Source organism: Pseudomonas sp. GW531-T4 (genome assembly GCF_017349615.1).
In the GTDB taxonomy this organism is placed as follows: Bacteria; Pseudomonadota; Gammaproteobacteria; order Pseudomonadales; family Pseudomonadaceae; genus Aquipseudomonas; species Aquipseudomonas chlororaphis_I.
On sequence record NZ_JACMZT010000072.1, the window covers coordinates 1 to 15,776 of the forward strand.

14 protein-coding genes are annotated in these 15,776 nt (G+C 64.9%); 6 read left to right on the forward strand and 8 right to left on the reverse strand.

Annotated features, from left to right (window positions below; translation table 11 throughout):
- The first annotated feature begins 123 nt into the window (after positions 1-123).
- On the forward strand, positions 124-375 hold the full coding sequence (locus J4D28_RS29655; protein ID WP_007921257.1) for a YfhL family 4Fe-4S dicluster ferredoxin: 252 nt from the start codon (positions 124-126) through the stop codon (positions 373-375).
- A gap of 106 nt (positions 376-481) precedes the next feature.
- Here J4D28_RS29655 and mutM read toward each other — a convergent pair whose 3' ends face one another.
- On the reverse strand, positions 482-1,294 hold the full coding sequence (mutM, locus tag J4D28_RS29660; RefSeq protein WP_007921258.1) for a bifunctional DNA-formamidopyrimidine glycosylase/DNA-(apurinic or apyrimidinic site) lyase: 813 nt from the start codon (positions 1,292-1,294) through the stop codon (positions 482-484).
- A 34-nt stretch (positions 1,295-1,328) separates the two neighbouring features.
- Entirely contained in the window at positions 1,329-2,141 is an 813-nt protein-coding gene (locus J4D28_RS29665; RefSeq protein ID WP_164485217.1) for an HDOD domain-containing protein, read from the reverse strand.
- Positions 2,142-2,405: 264 nt separating this feature from the next.
- Between J4D28_RS29665 and J4D28_RS29670 the strand changes: the two genes are divergently transcribed.
- The gene (locus tag J4D28_RS29670) at positions 2,406-3,602 is read left to right on the forward strand and encodes a class I SAM-dependent rRNA methyltransferase (protein ID WP_103331441.1); all 1,197 of its coding nucleotides are present in this window, start codon (positions 2,406-2,408) and stop codon (positions 3,600-3,602) included.
- A 77-nt stretch (positions 3,603-3,679) separates the two neighbouring features.
- Here the strand turns inward: J4D28_RS29670 and J4D28_RS29675 are convergent, their stop codons facing one another.
- The gene (locus J4D28_RS29675; protein WP_103331440.1) at positions 3,680-4,252 is read right to left on the reverse strand and encodes a hypothetical protein; all 573 of its coding nucleotides are present in this window, start codon (positions 4,250-4,252) and stop codon (positions 3,680-3,682) included.
- A gap of 311 nt (positions 4,253-4,563) precedes the next feature.
- On the opposite strand from J4D28_RS29675, the gene ilvD reads away from it, so the two are divergent.
- A complete protein-coding gene (gene ilvD / locus J4D28_RS29680; RefSeq protein ID WP_103331439.1) occupies positions 4,564-6,405 on the forward strand; it encodes a dihydroxy-acid dehydratase in 1,842 nt (613 codons plus the stop codon).
- 155 nt (positions 6,406-6,560) lie between these two features.
- Here ilvD and J4D28_RS29685 read toward each other — a convergent pair whose 3' ends face one another.
- The gene (locus tag J4D28_RS29685; RefSeq protein ID WP_009051339.1) at positions 6,561-7,616 is read right to left on the reverse strand and encodes a phosphorylcholine phosphatase; all 1,056 of its coding nucleotides are present in this window, start codon (positions 7,614-7,616) and stop codon (positions 6,561-6,563) included.
- Between the two features lie 240 nt (positions 7,617-7,856).
- On the opposite strand from J4D28_RS29685, the gene J4D28_RS29690 reads away from it, so the two are divergent.
- The gene (locus J4D28_RS29690) at positions 7,857-9,248 is read left to right on the forward strand and encodes an L-cystine transporter (protein WP_009051340.1); all 1,392 of its coding nucleotides are present in this window, start codon (positions 7,857-7,859) and stop codon (positions 9,246-9,248) included.
- A gap of 204 nt (positions 9,249-9,452) precedes the next feature.
- Here J4D28_RS29690 and J4D28_RS29695 read toward each other — a convergent pair whose 3' ends face one another.
- Positions 9,453-9,965, reverse strand: a complete 513-nt coding sequence (locus J4D28_RS29695) for a dihydrofolate reductase (protein ID WP_103331438.1) — start codon at positions 9,963-9,965, stop codon at positions 9,453-9,455.
- A gap of 96 nt (positions 9,966-10,061) precedes the next feature.
- Here J4D28_RS29695 and J4D28_RS29700 point away from each other — a divergent pair, with 96 nt between their 5' ends.
- Both J4D28_RS29700 and J4D28_RS29705 read left to right on the forward strand, forming a co-directional pair.
- Positions 10,062-11,441 (forward strand): DUF2868 domain-containing protein, encoded by a 1,380-nt coding sequence (locus tag J4D28_RS29700; RefSeq protein WP_038636051.1) that lies wholly within the window; start codon positions 10,062-10,064, stop codon positions 11,439-11,441.
- A complete protein-coding gene (locus tag J4D28_RS29705) occupies positions 11,434-12,822 on the forward strand; it encodes a GTPase/DUF3482 domain-containing protein (RefSeq protein WP_103331437.1) in 1,389 nt (462 codons plus the stop codon). Before J4D28_RS29700 ends, J4D28_RS29705 begins: the two co-directional genes overlap by 8 nt.
- 113 nt (positions 12,823-12,935) lie before the next feature.
- Here J4D28_RS29705 and J4D28_RS29710 read toward each other — a convergent pair whose 3' ends face one another.
- From J4D28_RS29710 to J4D28_RS29720, 3 genes are all read right to left on the reverse strand, one after another.
- Entirely contained in the window at positions 12,936-13,490 is a 555-nt protein-coding gene (locus J4D28_RS29710) for a phosphonate degradation HD-domain oxygenase (protein WP_009051343.1), read from the reverse strand.
- Complete coding sequence (locus tag J4D28_RS29715) at positions 13,490-14,623, reverse strand: TIGR03364 family FAD-dependent oxidoreductase (RefSeq protein WP_028683533.1); 1,134 nt, start codon at positions 14,621-14,623, stop codon at positions 13,490-13,492. The genes J4D28_RS29710 and J4D28_RS29715 overlap by 1 nt, the downstream gene beginning before the upstream one ends.
- 154 nt (positions 14,624-14,777) lie before the next feature.
- The coding region (locus tag J4D28_RS29720; RefSeq protein WP_207246513.1) for a putative 2-aminoethylphosphonate ABC transporter substrate-binding protein at positions 14,778-15,776 on the reverse strand (999 nt) is incomplete at its 5' end.

A 15,776-nucleotide genomic window follows, 5' to 3' on the forward strand; every position in this document is an offset into this window, starting at 1 on the left:
CGCGCAGTCGACCTGCAAACGCCCCTCCCATCGAGCCCCGCGTGCACTGCGCTCGCCAATGCGGCACAATTGCGCCATTGGTTTTTCAAATGCCTGGGCCCGCCGCCCTGGCCGGAGTGCCCCATGTCCCTGATCATCACCGACGATTGCATCAACTGCGACGTCTGCGAACCCGAGTGCCCGAACGCCGCGATTTCCCAAGGCGAAGAGATCTACGTGATCGACCCGAACCTGTGCACCCAATGTGTCGGCCACTATGACGAGCCGCAATGCCAGCAGGTCTGCCCGGTGGACTGCATCCCACTGGACGAGGCCCACCCGGAAACCGAAGAAGAGTTGATGGCCAAGTACCGGAAGATCACCGGCAAGGCTTGAGAAATTTAGCGTCTGGCTGGACGCCTTCGCGGACAAGTCGGATCGCCGCCCGCTCGCGCCTACAGGGTTTTGCTTCTGTAGGAGCGAGGCTTGCCCGCGATGCTTTTCAGCTCTGGCATTTAGGGCAGAACACGCTCGCACGCTGCCCCAGCTTGATCTCGCGCAGCCCCGTGCCACAGACCTTGCAGTGTTCCCCGCCACGCCCGTAGACGAACAGTTCCTGCTGGAAATAGCCCGGCTGCCCGTCGCCGCCGATAAAGTCGCGCAGGGTGGTGCCGCCGCGCTCGATGGCCGCGGCCAGGATACGTTTGATCTCGATCGCCAGCTTCAGGTAGCGCGCCCGGGAAATCCCCTTGGCTTCGCGACGCGGATCGATACCGGCGGCGAACAGCGCTTCGGTCGCGTAGATATTGCCCACCCCCACCACCACCGCGTTGTCCATGATGAACGGCTTGACCGCCATCGAACGTCCCCGCGACAGCTGATACAGGCGCTCGCCGTCGAACAGGTCGGTCAGCGGCTCCGGCCCCAGGCGGATCAGCAGCTCGTGATTGAGCGGATCGAGGCTCCAGAGCATCGCGCCAAAGCGCCGCGGGTCGGTGTAGCGCAGTGCCAGGCCGGACTCCAGCTCGATATCGACATGCTCGTGCTTGGCCGCCGGCAGGCCGACTTCCACCAGGCGCAGGTTGCCCGACATACCCAGGTGACTGATCAGGGTGCCGACTTCGGCATTGATCAGCAGGTACTTGGCGCGGCGCTCGACCTTGACGATCTGCTGGCCGGACAGGCGCACATCGAGGTCTTCCGGAATCGGCCAGCGCAGACGCCGCTCGCGCACGATCACGCGGCTGACGCGCTGCCCTTCCAGGTGCGGCGCGATACCGCGCCGGGTGGTTTCGACTTCCGGTAATTCAGGCATGTGCGCCTCGTGTTCTCTATAACGTGGTCGGGAATCAGTGCGCGCCCAGTTCGCGCACGGTTTCCTTGAGGTTCTCGAAGTCATAGTCGGACAGGCCGACGTAATCGAGGATCAGATGGCCGATGCTGTTCCATTCATGATCATCGACCTGATTGCCCAGCACCCGGTAGGACGCGCAGATATGCTCGGCCATTTTCAGGATCGCCAGCAGGTTTTTCAGCTGGCTGTTGCGCGACGACTCGTCGCTGAAGATCGCCAGGGCGTTGTGGTGATTGGCGATGGCGTTGGTCACGTGCTCCGGCAGGCGCCAGGACTTGGCCGTGTAGTAACCGACCACCGCGTGGTTGGTATTGAACACACGGTTTTCCGTGTCCACCACCCGGTTCTCGGGGCCCGCGCTGGCGTAGGCCTCTTCCAGCACCGTCATGTAGTCGGGGAAGCGCTTGAGCATCAGCGGCACGCCGCAATCGTGGAACAACCCCAGGGCATAGGCCTCGTCGACCGCTTGCGAGCCGGTGCGCTTGGCCAGGGTCAGGCAGGTCATCGCCACATCCTGGGCGGTGTCCCAGAAACGATTGAGGGTGACGATGGTTTCGTCGCTCATCTCGCCCTTGATCGACTGCGCGTTGATCAGGTTGATGATCGAACGGCTACCCAGCAGGTTCACCGCGCGCTGGATCGAGGCGATCTTGTTGCTCAGCCCGTAATACGGCGAGTTGACGATTTTCAGCAGGGCGCCGGAAAGGCCCGGATCCTGGGAGATCAGCCGCGCGATCACTTCCAGGTCAGGGTCGGGCATGTACTGCTCCATCTGCAAATCCACCATGATTTGCGGTTGGGGCGGCACGCTGATGCCTTGCAGGGCCTGTTGAATCTGTTCGGCGGAAAGCTCTTGGGACATAGATACGCACTCTGGACTAGGCGGCGATTCTAACCCTTTAAAAGGCGCCCATGGCCACCCGAGAGGAACTTTACAACGAGCGCCTCGGGGCAACGCCGGGGCAGGCGCGGGATATCCATGGCGGGTTTGCCCTGTCACCGCATATCCACTCGCCAGCCTCTCGGCGAGCGCAACACGTTATACTCCCGCTCTTTTTTCCGGAGCGACGTCATGTCCCTGCCAAGCCTGCGCCTCAAAGCCAACGCCGATCGCCGCCTGCGCGCCGGCCACCTGTGGGTCTACAGCAACGAAATCGATGTAGCCGCCACCCCACTCCACGGCTTCAAGGCAGGCGACCAGGCAGTGCTGGAAGCCGCCGGCGGCAAGCCGCTGGGCGTCATCGCCATGAGCCCGAACAACCTGATCTGCGCCCGCCTGCTGTCGCGCGACGCCAAGCTGGCGCTGGACAAGTCGCTGCTGGTGCACCGCCTGAACGTGGCCCTGTCGCTGCGCGAGCGCCTGTTCGACAAGCCGTTCTACCGCCTGGTCTACGGCGACTCCGACCTGCTGCCGGGCCTGGTGGTCGACCGTTTCGGCGACATCCTCGTGGTGCAGCTGGCGTCGGCGACCATGGAACAGCACAAGGACGACGTGATCGCCGCCCTGGTCCAGGTCCTCAAGCCCAGCGGCATCCTGTTCAAGAACGACTCCGCCGCGCGTGATGCCGAAGGCCTCAACCGTTACGTGGAAACCGTGTTCGGCCTGGTGCCGGAGTGGGTCGCCCTGGAAGAGAACGGCGTGAAGTTCGAAGCCCCGGTGATGGAAGGCCAGAAAACCGGCTGGTTCTACGACCACCGCATGAACCGCGCCCGCCTGGCGCCTTACGCCAAGGGCAAGCGCGTGCTGGACCTGTTCAGCTACATCGGCGGCTGGGGCGTGCAGGCCGGTGCCTTCGGTGCCAGCGAAGTGTTCTGTGTCGATGCCTCGGGCTTCGCCCTCGATGGCGTTGAGCGCAACGCCGCACTGAACGGCATCGCCGAGAAAGTCACCTGCATCGAAGGCGACGTGTTCGAGGCCCTGAAAGAACTCAAGGCCGCCGAAGAGCGTTTCGACGTGATCGTGGCCGACCCGCCCGCCTTCATCAAACGCAAGAAAGACCTGAAGAACGGCGAAGGCGCCTACCGCCGCCTGAACGAACAGGCCATGCGCCTGCTCAGCAAGGACGGCATCCTGGTCAGCGCTTCGTGCTCGATGCACCTGCCGGAAGACGACCTGCAGAACATCCTGCTCACCAGCGCCCGCCACCTGGACCGCAATATCCAGCTGCTGGAACGCGGCGGCCAGGGCCCGGACCACCCGGTGCACCCGGCCATCCCGGAAACCCGCTACATCAAGAGCATCATCTGCCGCCTGCTGCCTAACAGCTGAGCCTGACTGGACGCCCCTTGCCCCACGCGGCAAGGGGCATCCATGCCGATTGCCCCCACCACCTCCTCACCCAATACTCAGCGCTCAAGCGACCTGTGCCCGACGGCGCGCGCGCGCCATAAAGCGCCGAGGAACATGGCGCCGGAGAACGCGAGGGTCGGCGCGGCAAAAAACGCCAGGGACAGGAGTCCGCTCTTGAAGGGGTCGAGGTGGCGGTGCTGAATCCATAGCTTGAACAACCACTGCGCCAGCCAGGGCATGGGCAAAGCCAGCAGCACCCAGGCGCCGTTGCCGAGCAGCCGTCGCCACAGATGGTCACGCCCCTGCAGCAGCGTGGCACCGAGCAGGGTCATCAGCAGCAGGCCGGCTGTCACGCCGCCCCCCACGCCAAGGCTGAAGGGCAGACCACTGCAGGCCCACACCAGCCCCACCGCACCCAACGCCACCAGCAGCATCGCGATCCAGGTCCGCGGCTGGCGTCGCTGCTCGGCCAGCAGTTGCAGCAGCCCACCGCCCATCAACAGGGCAGCCGCCAGCGCGGCCATGGCGACACCGGACAAGCCGCTGTAAAGGACGGTCCACATCAGCAGCAGGCCCTGCCCCAGGCCAACAAAAAAGTAGAACCTCAAGGATCGCAGCGTCGCGGACATTCCAGCTCCATTTGGAAGGTGATCGAAGGCCGGCGAGTCTAAACCAGTCCCTGATCGTCGGCTGCCCATTTCCATATCCAGGCAATCGACGCCGTAGAGCGGCCACGGCATTCCTTCCTGGCGCCAGCGGTGTAGAATCGCGAGATTCATCGCCAGTCATCCCCCGGCGGGTTTATGAGCTCAGGCTGAGGCGCGCGGCGATCCCGCGGCGTCATCGGCAGCTTCAGGACACACGGCCATTTCTGAGTGTTCCAGAGGTCAATAGAAGCTCACTCCCCATTTGTTACCTGATTAGCCGCCCGGAGTGCTCCATGCCTGATTACCGCTCGAAAACATCCACCCACGGCCGCAACATGGCCGGCGCCCGCGCACTGTGGCGCGCCACGGGGATGAAAGATGACGACTTCAAGAAGCCGATCATCGCCATTGCCAACTCCTTCACCCAGTTCGTACCGGGCCACGTGCACCTCAAGGATCTGGGCCAGCTGGTCGCCCGCGAAATCGAACGCGCCGGCGGCGTGGCCAAGGAGTTCAACACCATCGCCGTGGATGACGGCATCGCCATGGGCCACGACGGCATGCTGTATTCGCTGCCGAGCCGCGAGATCATCGCCGACTCCGTGGAATACATGGTCAACGCCCACTGCGCCGACGCCATCGTCTGCATCTCCAACTGCGACAAGATCACCCCCGGCATGCTGATGGCCGCCCTGCGCCTGAACATCCCGGTGATCTTCGTCTCCGGCGGCCCGATGGAAGCCGGCAAGACCAAGCTCGCCTCCCACGGCCTCGACCTGGTCGACGCCATGGTGATCGCCGCCGACTCCAGCGCTTCTGACGAGAAGGTCGCCGAGTACGAGCGCAGCGCCTGCCCGACCTGCGGTTCGTGCTCCGGCATGTTCACCGCCAACTCGATGAACTGCCTGACCGAAGCCCTGGGCCTGGCCCTGCCGGGCAACGGTTCGACCCTGGCCACCCACAGCGACCGCGAGCAGCTGTTCCTGCAGGCCGGCCGCACCATCGTCGAGCTGTGCAAGCGCTACTACGGCGAGAACGACGAGTCGGTGCTGCCGCGCAACATCGCCAACTTCAAGGCGTTCGAGAACGCCATGATGCTCGACATCGCCATGGGCGGTTCGACCAACACCATCCTGCACCTGCTGGCCGCCGCCCAGGAAGCCGAGATCGACTTCGACCTGCGCGACATCGACCGCCTGTCCCGCAGCGTGCCGCAGCTGTGCAAGGTGGCGCCGAACATCCAGAAGTACCACATGGAAGACGTGCACCGCGCTGGCGGCATCTTCAGCATCCTCGGTTCCCTGGCCCGTGGCGGCCTGCTGCACACCGACCTGCCGACCGTGCACAGCCGCAGCATGGAAGAAGCCATCGCCAAGTGGGACATCACCCAGACCAACGACGAAGCGGTGCACCACTTCTTCAAGGCAGGCCCGGCCGGCATCCCGACCCAGACCGCGTTCAGCCAGTCGACCCGCTGGCCGAGCCTCGACGACGACCGTGAACACGGCTGCATTCGCAGCGTCGAGCACGCCTACTCGAAAGAAGGCGGCCTGGCCGTGCTGTACGGCAACATCGCCCTGGACGGCTGCGTGGTGAAGACCGCCGGCGTCGACGAGTCGATCCACGTCTTCGAAGGCAACGCGAAGATCTTCGAAAGCCAGGACAGCGCAGTACGCGGCATCCTCGCCGACGAAGTGAAGGAAGGCGACATCGTCATCATTCGCTACGAAGGTCCGAAAGGCGGCCCGGGCATGCAGGAAATGCTCTACCCGACCTCCTACCTGAAGTCCAAGGGCCTGGGCAAAGCCTGTGCCCTGCTGACCGACGGCCGCTTCTCCGGCGGTACCTCGGGCCTGTCCATCGGCCACGCTTCGCCGGAAGCAGCGGCGGGCGGCGCCATCGGCCTGGTCCAGGACGGCGACAAGGTGCTGATCGACATTCCGAACCGCTCGATCAACCTGTTGGTCAGCGACGAAGAACTGGCCGCGCGCCGTGTGGAGCAGGACAAGAAAGGCTGGAAGCCCGCGGAAAAACGCCCACGCAAGGTGACCACCGCCCTGAAAGCCTACGCCCTGCTGGCCACCAGCGCCGACAAGGGCGCGGTGCGCAACAAGGCAATGCTCAACGGCCTGTGATTGCCTGCCGCTGAATGAAAATGCCCCGCCAAGTGCGGGGCATTTTTTTGCCTGGAGATCGGCCTCTGCGAGGCCTATCGCGGGCAAGCCTCGCTCCTACAGACGGCACTGATCCTGTAGGAACGAGGCTTGCCCGCGATGGGTTCAACCCGCTGTTACTGGATATCTTCCGGCTTGACGATCACCCAGTTCTTGTCCGCCGTCACCGGCAGCCCTTCCTTGGCCTGGGCCGCGGCGTGCTTGGCCATCATGCCGTTGATCTGGGTCATGTACTTGTCCTTGCGGTTGACCCACAGGTGGATGCCGCCCTTGGCCACGTCGACATCGTGGAACAGCATGTAGCCGTCGCTGGTCGGGGTGTCGCCGCCCACCAGCACCGGTTTTTTCCACTCGTCGATGTAGGTCAGGATCGCTGCGTGCTTGCCGGCCATCCAGGTCGCCGGGGTCCACAGGTAAGGGGTCAGTTCCAGGCCGAGGTTGGCCTTCTCGTCATATTTGCCGGCGGTGATCTGCTTGCGCGCGGTGGTCAGCTCGCCGGTCTTGCGATCCTTGAGCAGGGTGGTCACGCCGATGACGTTCTGCGGCTTGACGTTGTAGCCGTACTTCGGATCGGAGGCGACCATGCGCACCAGTTCCTCGGAGGCGGCGGTCATCACATAGACCTCGATGCCGTTCTCCATCAGCTTGTTGTACAGCTCTTTCTGGCCGGTGAAGATCTTCGGCGGATTGATCTCGGTGTTCTTGACCACGTCGCCTTCGAAATAAGTGGCCGGCACCGGTTTGCCCGAGGCCATCAGCTCGTCGACATAGCCCTTGAGTTCCTTGAGGGTGAAGCCGGAGAAGACTTGCGCCACCCAGGGGTAGCAGACCATGTCGTCGACTTCACAGAGGCGGTAGTAGTAGCTGAACAGGCTTTCCTTGTGCTCGGCGGTGTCCTTGAACGGCATCAGCTTCAGGGAGGGGTCGAGGGTCTCGCGGGTGATCAGGCCCTTGTTCTCCATGAACGGCAGCAGCGACTCTTCCAGGTCGTAGCGGTAACTGGTGTTGTCCATGTCGAACACCGCGTAGTTACCCTTGTTGGCGTTGGCCGCGATCATCGCGTCCAGTTGCTTGGCCTGTTCCGCGGGCCAGTGCTTCAAGTCGGTGGCGAGAACCTGGCCGGCAAGGCCCAGGCAGAGTGCGGCAACCAGAAATTTCGGAGTGAGTTTCATCGGCGTTTTCTCCCTGATTTAAAGAGATCGACGCTAACAAATCGCTGTGACAATCCTCGCCTGTGGGCGACCGCCCGCGTCCTGATTCCGCCACCGGCATGTGCCTGAGCGTCAGCGGCTTATTCCAAAAACGACAGTCTCAATGCGTTTTTGATATTAATTCATTAGATATCAAGCTGTTAGGCTTGCCGGTTCGCAATCGCAGCCACAAGCGATTGGCACAAGTCTTATGGAGCCTCAATGAACCTGCCGCTGATCCTCAATCTGCTGGTGTTCCTCGCCTTGCTGCTGGGCCTGGCACAAACCCGTCACACCACCTGGAGCCTGGCCAAGAAGGTCCTGCTGGCGCTGGTGCTGGGCGTGGTCTTCGGTGTTGCCCTGCACAGCCTCTACGGTGCCGGCAACCCCATCCTGAAAACCTCCATCGGCTGGTTCGACCTGGTGGGCAACGGTTACGTGCAGCTGCTGCAGATGATCGTGATCCCGCTGGTGTTCGCCTCGATCCTCAGCGCCGTGGCGCGCCTGCACAACGCCTCGTCCCTGGGCAAAATCAGCTTCCTGACCATCGGCACCCTGCTGTTCACCACCGCCATCGCCGCGGTGATCGGCATCGCCCTGACCAACCTGTTCGACCTGACCGCCGAAGGATTGGTGGCCGGTACCCAGGAAATGGCTCGCCTGCAGGTGATCCAGAGCGATTACGCGGGCAAGGTCGCCGACCTGAATATCCCGCAGTTGCTGCTGTCCTTCATTCCGCAGAACCCCTTCGCCGACCTGGCCCGGGCCAAGCCGACCTCGATCATCAGCGTGGTGATCTTCGCCGCCTTCCTCGGTATCGCCGCCCTGCAACTGCTCAAGGACGACGCCGACAAGGGCCAGAAAGTGGTCAACGCCATCGACACCCTGCAAGCCTGGGTCACCCGCCTGGTGCGCCTGGTGATGAAGCTGACCCCTTACGGCGTGCTGGCGCTGATGACCAAGGTGGTCGCCAGCTCCAACCTGCAGGACATCATCAAGCTCGGCAGTTTCGTGGTGGTGTCGTACATCGGCCTGGGCCTGATGTTCGTGGTTCACGGCCTGCTGGTGTCGCTGGCCGGGATCAACCCGCTGCGCTTCTTCCGCAAGGTCTGGCCGGTGCTGACCTTTGCCTTCACTAGCCGCTCCAGCGCCGCGACCATCCCGCTGAGCATCGAGGCGCAGACCAGCCGCCTGGGCATTCCACAGTCCATCGCCAGCTTCGCCGCCTCGTTCGGCGCGACCATCGGCCAGAACGGCTGCGCCGGCCTGTACCCAGCGATGCTGGCGGTGATGGTGGCCCCGACCGTGGGCATCAACCCGCTGGACCCGCTGTGGATCGCGACCCTGGTGGCGATAGTGACCTTGAGTTCGGCCGGTGTGGCCGGGGTGGGCGGTGGCGCGACCTTCGCCGCGCTGATCGTGCTGCCGGCCATGGGCTTGCCGGTGTCCCTGGTGGCGCTGCTGATTTCCGTGGAGCCGCTGATCGACATGGGCCGTACCGCACTGAACGTCAGCGGTTCGATGACCGCCGGTGCGATCACCAGCCAGATCATGCAGCAGACCGATAAAGAAAAGCTCGATGCCGATGAGCATGCGGAGCTGGCGCAGGCCTGATCTTTCAGCCCCGTTCCGGGTTCACGCCCGGAACGGGATCACGACCTGTAGCCGCTGCCGAGCTCGCGAGGCTGCGATCGACTGCGAAGCAGTCGTAAAACCAGACAACCTGTTTTTCCTGAAACACCGCGTGCTCAGGTTTTGCGAGGACTTCGTCCTCGATCGCAGCCTCGCGAGCTCGGCAGCGGCTACAGGGCTACGGGGTTAAACCCTTTCCCAGACTTCGAAGCTGTAGGCCGGCTTGTCGCCTTCCGCCGGGTTCGGCACGTCAGACACCAGTTTCCACTGCTGCTGATCGAACTCCGGGAACCACGCATCCCCTTCCGGGCTCAACGCCACGCGTGTCAGGTACAGGCGATCGGCCTGCTCCAGGCCCTGGGCATACAGCTGCGCCCCGCCGATCAGCATCAGCTCGGTAACGCCCTGTTCCAGCGCCCATTCCTCGGCACGCGCCACCGCGGCGTCCAGCGACGGGTACACCTCGGCGCCTTCGAGCCGTAGGTCGGCCTGGCGGCTGACCACGATATTCAGCCGCCCCGGCAGCGGACGCCCCAGCGAATCCCAGGTCTTGCGACCCATGATGATCGGCTTGCCCAGGGTGGTGGCCTTGAAGTATTTGAAATCCCCCGGCAAGTGCCAGGGCATGCTGTTGTCGACGCCGATCACGCGGTTTTCACCGAGGGCCGCGATCAGGCTGAGAGGGAGAGATTTTTTCATGCCGGCGAGGATACCAGAGGCTCGGTGCCCCGCAACGTACCCCGATCGGCGCGACAGCGGTTATGCTCACCCCTCATTTGAGCAACGGAATGACGTGTGACAGCACTGACCCCACTGGAAAAACTCTGGCTCACCGAAGCCGTACGCCTGCGTGAAGAACACGCCGGCGCCCTGGAGGACCAGGAAGCCAATCGCCTGGCGCGCACCGCTGGCGGCGATCTGGCGAGCCGCCTCCAATACCGCGCGCTGTGGCTGGCCGAACGCGACGGCCTGGCCGCTGCCCTGCGCCACTGGGTCCAGGGTGCGCGCCTGGCGCTGATGCTGCTGGCGCTGCTGGCCATCGTCAGCGGCGCCGGCCTGGCCTTCGCCGCCCTGGGCAACGGGCAGGCGCCGGTCAATGTGTTCTGGGCCCTGGGCAGCCTGCTCGGTCTCAACCTGCTCCTGTTGCTGAGCTGGGCCCTGGGCCTGCTGTTCGCCGGCGAACAGGGCGCCAGCCTCGGCCGCCTGTGGCTGTGGCTCAGCGCCAAGCTCGCCCGCGACGCCAAGGCCGCGCAGCTGGCGCCCGCCCTGCTGCTGTTGCTGCAACGGCGCAAACTCAATCGCTGGGCCATCGGCACCCTGGTCAACGGCTTGTGGCTGCTGGCCCTGCTCAGCGCCACGGCAATCCTGCTGATGCTGCTGATCACCAAGCGCTACGGGTTCTACTGGGAAAGCACCCTGCTCGGCGCGGATGCCTTCGTGGCGATGACCAACGCCCTCGCCGCCATACCCCGTGCCATAGGTTTTGGCGTACCGACCGTAGAGATGATTCACGCCAGCACCCGGGATGTTTACAACACTGAACTGGTGCGCCAGATGTGGGCCGTCTGGCTGGTGGCCTCGCTGATCATTTACGGCGTGCTGCCGCGCCTGCTGTTGATGCTGTTCTGTCGCTGGCGCTGGAAGCACGGGCAGGCGCGCCTGCAACTGGACCTCAACCTCCCCGGCTACAGCCAGCTGCGCGAAGCGTTGATGCCCAGCAGCGAACGCCTGGGGATCAACGATGCCGCCCCCGACTTGCTGCACCGTATCGAAGGCGGCGTCAGCGCGCAGGACAGCGATGGCGCCCTGCTGGTGGCCATCGAACTGGACGACCAGCGCCCTTGGCCACCGCAATTGCCGGCCACGGTGAAAGACGCCGGCATCCTCGACAGCCGCGAATCCCGGCACAAGCTGCTGGAACAGATGAGCCGCTTTCCGCCGGCGCGCCTGGCCATCGCCTGCGATCCACGGCGCTCGCCGGACCGTGGCAGCCTGGCGCTGATCGCCGAGCTGGCCCGCAGCGCCACTGCCACCCGGGTCTGGCTGTTGCAGGCGCCACCGGGCCAGGCGCTGGATGCCGAACGCCTGGGTGACTGGCACGTGGCCCTGCAACAACTGGAACTGCCATTCGCCGATTGCGTGCCGCTGAACTGGCTGGAGACCGGGCATGACTGATCCTCGCAAACCGCCGTTGAAGCTGGCGGTAGTCGGCCACACCAACGTCGGCAAGACCTCCCTGCTGCGCACCCTGACCCGGGACGTCGGCTTCGGCGAGGTCTCCCATCGCCCCAGCACCACTCGCCATGTCGAGGGCGCGCGGCTGTCGGTGGACGGCGAACCGCTGCTCGACCTGTACGACACCCCCGGCCTGGAAGACGCCATCGCCCTGCTCGACTACCTGGAACGCCTGGAGCACCCCGGCGAGCGCCTGGACGGCCCGGCCCGCCTGGTGCGGTTTCTCGAAGGCAGCGAGGCGCGCCAGCGTTTCGAACAGGAAGCCAAGGTGCTGCGCCAGCTGCTGGACTCCGACGCCGGGCTGTATGTAATCGACGCCCGCGAGCCGGTACTGGCCAAGTACCGCGACGAACTGGAAGTCCTCGCCAGTTGCGGCAAGCCGCTGCTGCCGGTGCTGAATTTCGTCAGCAGCGCCGACCATCGCGAGCCGGACTGGCGCGAAGCCCTGGCCCGCCTGGGCCTGCACGCGCTGGTGCGGTTCGACAGCGTGGCGCCGCCGGAGGACGGCGAGCGGCGGCTGTATGAAAGCCTGGCGTTGCTCCTGGAAAGCTCGCGGCCACAGCTGGAACGCCTGATCGCCGATCAGCAGGCGCAGCGCCTGGCCCGCCAGCAAAGCGCCGCGCGGCTGATCGCCGAACTGCTGATCGATTGCGCCGCCTGCCGGCGCAGCGTGGTCAGCGAGGTCGAGCAGGAACAACAGGCCATTGGCGAACTGCGCAAGGCCGTGCGTCAACGTGAGCAGCGCTGCGTCGAATCGCTACTCAAGCTCTACGCCTTCCGCCCGCAGGATGCCGCCGCCAGCGATGTGCCGCTGCTCGACGGGCGTTGGGGCGATGACCTGTTCAACCCGGAAACCCTCAAGCAGCTGGGCGTGCGGGTCGGTGGCGGGATCGCCGCCGGCGCGGCGGCCGGGGCCGGCGTCGATCTGCTGGTGGGTGGCCTGACCCTGGGCGCGGCGGCCCTGGCCGGGGCGATCGCCGGCGGCGCGCTGCAAACCGCCCGCAGCTACGGCGGCCGCCTGCTGGGCAAGCTCAAGGGCCAGCGCGAGCTGACCGTGGACGACAGCGTGCTGCGCCTGCTGGCCCTGCGCCAACGGCAACTGGTGCAGGCGCTGAATGTGCGCGGCCATGCGGCGCTGGGCAGCATCCAGCTGGCCACGCCCCAGGACCAGAGCTGGCGCGAGGGCAAGCTGCCGGAGGCACTGAACAAGGCCCGCGCCCATCCGCAGTGGTCATCCCTCAACCCGGCGCCGCGGCTGAGCCAGGCCGAGCGCCAGGAGCAGATCGAGGCGTTGGCGCAGAAGCTGGTGGTCGGGGATTAGGTTAGCGCCGTTCTCACGGACGCCATCGCGGGCAAGCCTCGCTCCTACAGACGGCACTGATCCTGTAGGAGCGAGGCTTGCCCGCGATAGCCATCTTCCAGGCACCCACAAAATCAGGGGTTCAGCAGACGCGCCGCCTTGTCCTTGAGCACCTGCAAATCCATCACCGGCACCCGCAGTTCCTTGGCTTGTTCGTCCCAATGGCGCAAGCGCAGGCTGACCGAGCACAGCGGGTCCTGTTCGAAGGCCCGAGCCTCTTCGGCGCTCATCACTCCGCCCTGGTATTCCAGGGTGCGCCGGCTGGCTTGGCTGAGCCGCTCGTAATAGCCCGGTTCCTTGAAGGTCAGGTAACGCTTGGCCTGCACGTGGTACTCCACCAGCCGCGCCAGGCGCTCGCTGAAACCGGCGCGACGCAGGTAGTCGGCGCCCAGCCGTTCATGGCTGACCACGCCGAAACCGCCCATGTTCTCGGCATCCTGCACACAGATATGCCCGATATCGTGGAAGAACGCCGCCAACACCACTTCGTCGTCGAAGCCCTCGGCCATGGCCCGTTGCGCGGCCTGGGACATGTGTTCGAGCTGCGACACCGGCTCGCCGATATAGTCGCTGTCGCCAAAACGCTCGTACAGGCCGAACACCTCGGCGATCCGCTGCTCAGGCCCCATCAGGCTTCCTCCAGCAAACGGGCGATATTGCCCTCGGCCATGGCCGGGCCGACGCTCATGCCCACACCGCTGTGCATCAGCGCCACGCTGACCCCGGCGGCCGGGCGCAGGAACGAGAACGGCCCCGGGCCGCGGGCGCCATAGACACCCTGCCAGCGCTCGATTACCTGCACCTTGCAGCCCAGGGTGTGTTCGGCCAGTTCGAGCATCCAGTTGTCCACCTGTTCGGCATTGAACGGCGAGGGATCGCTGCCGTAATGGTGGGAGTCGCCGATGATCAGCTCACCATAGGGCGTCGGGCTGATCAGCAGGTGGATGCCGTTTTCGTGCAGGTGCGGCGCGTCCCGCAGGATCTGCGCCTGCACCGCCGCCGCTTCGGGCAGGTCGGCAAAGGCGCCGTAATGCACACAGCTCAGGCCGGTGAGCAGCGCGTGTTGCAGGTCCAGCTGCACGGCGGGCCGGGCGCGGAGCATTTGCAGGCGACAGACCTGCGGCGCCAGCGCGGCAATCGGCTCGGCCAGCAGGGTCTGATAGTCATGCCCGGAACAGACTAGGATCTGCGCCGCGCGAAAGCTGCCGGCGGTGCTGTGCAACTGGCCGGGCTCGATGTCGCGCACCAGGGTGGAGAAATGAAACGCCACCCCCAGGTCGCGGCGCAGGTAGTCGATCAGCATCGGCAGGGCTTCGCGGGAATACAGCTGCTGGTCGTCCAGACCGTGCAGCGCCGCGCGATGATGGCGCAAGCGCCCGCCGTACAAATCGTTCAAGGCCGCGCCGCGCAGCAGTTCGACGCGGTAGCCGTGCTCCCGCGCGCGTCCGGCGCAGAAGGCCTGCAGCAATTGCTCTTCGGCCTCGGTGCGGGCGAACAGGTAAGAGCCGTTGCGCTTGAGCGGCAAGCCGGCCAGTTCGGCCCAGTCACCCCAGATGCCGCGGCTGGCCTTGGCCAGGTCGAGCATCACCCCAGGCGGCTGGCCGGTCACCAGGGCCTGGCCGAAATTGCGCACCGACGCGCCCAGGGGCGTGGCGCTGCGCTCGAAAACCGTGACCCGCAAACCGCGCTTGGCCGCGGCATAGGCATGGGACAGCCCGAGGATGCCGGCGCCGACAATCAGCAGGTCGTTGTGGTTGCTCATGTGTATGTTGTCCTTGGGAGATGACCTGTAGGAGCGAGCTTGCTCGCGAAAAAAACCAAGGGCACCGCGTGCATTCAGGACGCCCTTGTCATCGTTGGCCTCCATCGCGAGCAATCGAGCGTCGACCGGCTGCTCCTACAGGGAGACCTTGCGGTTACTTCGTGGCGACCTTCTCGGACTTGCCGTCATAACGCTTGCGCCACTCGGCGAGGATCTGGTCGCGGTTCTTCGAGGCCCAGGCGAAGTCGTTCTTGATCAGGCGCTGCTCGTAGTCGGCCGGCAGTTCGGTCTGCGGCTTGGCGATCCCCGGCTGGGCCAGGACGGCGAAGTTTTCCTTGTACAGCTCCATGGCCGCGGGGCTGGCGGAGAAGTCGGCGAGCTTCTTCGCGGCTTCTTCATGCGGGGTGCCCTTGATTACCGCGGTGGCTTCGATTTCCCAGCCCAGGCCTTCCTTCGGCAGCACGATGTCCAGCGGCGCGCCCTGGCGCTTGAGCTGCACGGCCGGGTATTCGAAGGAAATGCCGATCGGGAATTCGCCGGCCGCCGCCAGCTTGCACGGCTTGGAGCCGGAGTGAACGTACTGGCCGATGTTCTGGTGCAGCTCGTCCATGTACTGCCAGCCCTGCTTCTCGCCGAAGGTCTGCAACCAGGCGCTGACGTCGAGGAAGCCGGTGCCGGACGAGGCCGGGTTGGGCATGACGATCTTGCCCTTGTACTCAGGCTTGGTCAGGTCCTGCCAGCTCACCGGCTTGGTCAGGCCCTGCTTTTCGGCCTCGACGGTGTTGAAGCAGATGGTCGCGGCCCAGACGTCCATGCCGACCCAGGCCGGCGGGTTGGCGGCGTCGCGGTAGTTGCCGCCGATCTTGCCCAAATCCTTCGGCGCATAGCTTTGCAGCATGCCCTGCTGATCGAGGATCGCCAGGCTGGAGGCCGCCAGCCCCCACACCGCGTCCGCCTGCGGCCGGGCTTTTTCCGCCAGCAGCTTGGCGGTGATGATCCCGGTGGAGTCGCGCACCCATTTGATTTCCACGTCCGGGTTGGCGGCTTCGAAGGCCTGCTTGTAGCTCTTCAGTTGCTCGGCTTCGAGGGCGGTATAGACCGTCAGTTCGGTCTTCGCGGCGAAGGCGTTCATGCTGAAAGCAGTGAGGACAGC

Bases quoted from the DNA above. Each gene is read 5' to 3' on its own strand.
- J4D28_RS29655 (WP_007921257.1), top strand. From the start codon at position 124: ATGTCCCTGATCATCACCGACGATTGCATCAACTGCGACGTCTGCGAA.
- mutM (WP_007921258.1), bottom strand. From the start codon at position 1,294: ATGCCTGAATTACCGGAAGTCGAAACCACCCGGCGCGGTATCGCGCCG.
- J4D28_RS29670 (WP_103331441.1), top strand. From the start codon at position 2,406: ATGTCCCTGCCAAGCCTGCGCCTCAAAGCCAACGCCGATCGCCGCCTG.
- J4D28_RS29675 (WP_103331440.1), bottom strand. From the start codon at position 4,252: ATGTCCGCGACGCTGCGATCCTTGAGGTTCTACTTTTTTGTTGGCCTG.
- ilvD (WP_103331439.1), top strand. From the start codon at position 4,564: ATGCCTGATTACCGCTCGAAAACATCCACCCACGGCCGCAACATGGCC.
- J4D28_RS29685 (WP_009051339.1), bottom strand. From the start codon at position 7,616: ATGAAACTCACTCCGAAATTTCTGGTTGCCGCACTCTGCCTGGGCCTT.
- J4D28_RS29690 (WP_009051340.1), top strand. From the start codon at position 7,857: ATGAACCTGCCGCTGATCCTCAATCTGCTGGTGTTCCTCGCCTTGCTG.
- J4D28_RS29695 (WP_103331438.1), bottom strand. From the start codon at position 9,965: ATGAAAAAATCTCTCCCTCTCAGCCTGATCGCGGCCCTCGGTGAAAAC.
- J4D28_RS29705 (WP_103331437.1), top strand. From the start codon at position 11,434: ATGACTGATCCTCGCAAACCGCCGTTGAAGCTGGCGGTAGTCGGCCAC.
- J4D28_RS29710 (WP_009051343.1), bottom strand. From the start codon at position 13,490: ATGGGGCCTGAGCAGCGGATCGCCGAGGTGTTCGGCCTGTACGAGCGT.
- J4D28_RS29715 (WP_028683533.1), bottom strand. From the start codon at position 14,623: ATGAGCAACCACAACGACCTGCTGATTGTCGGCGCCGGCATCCTCGGG.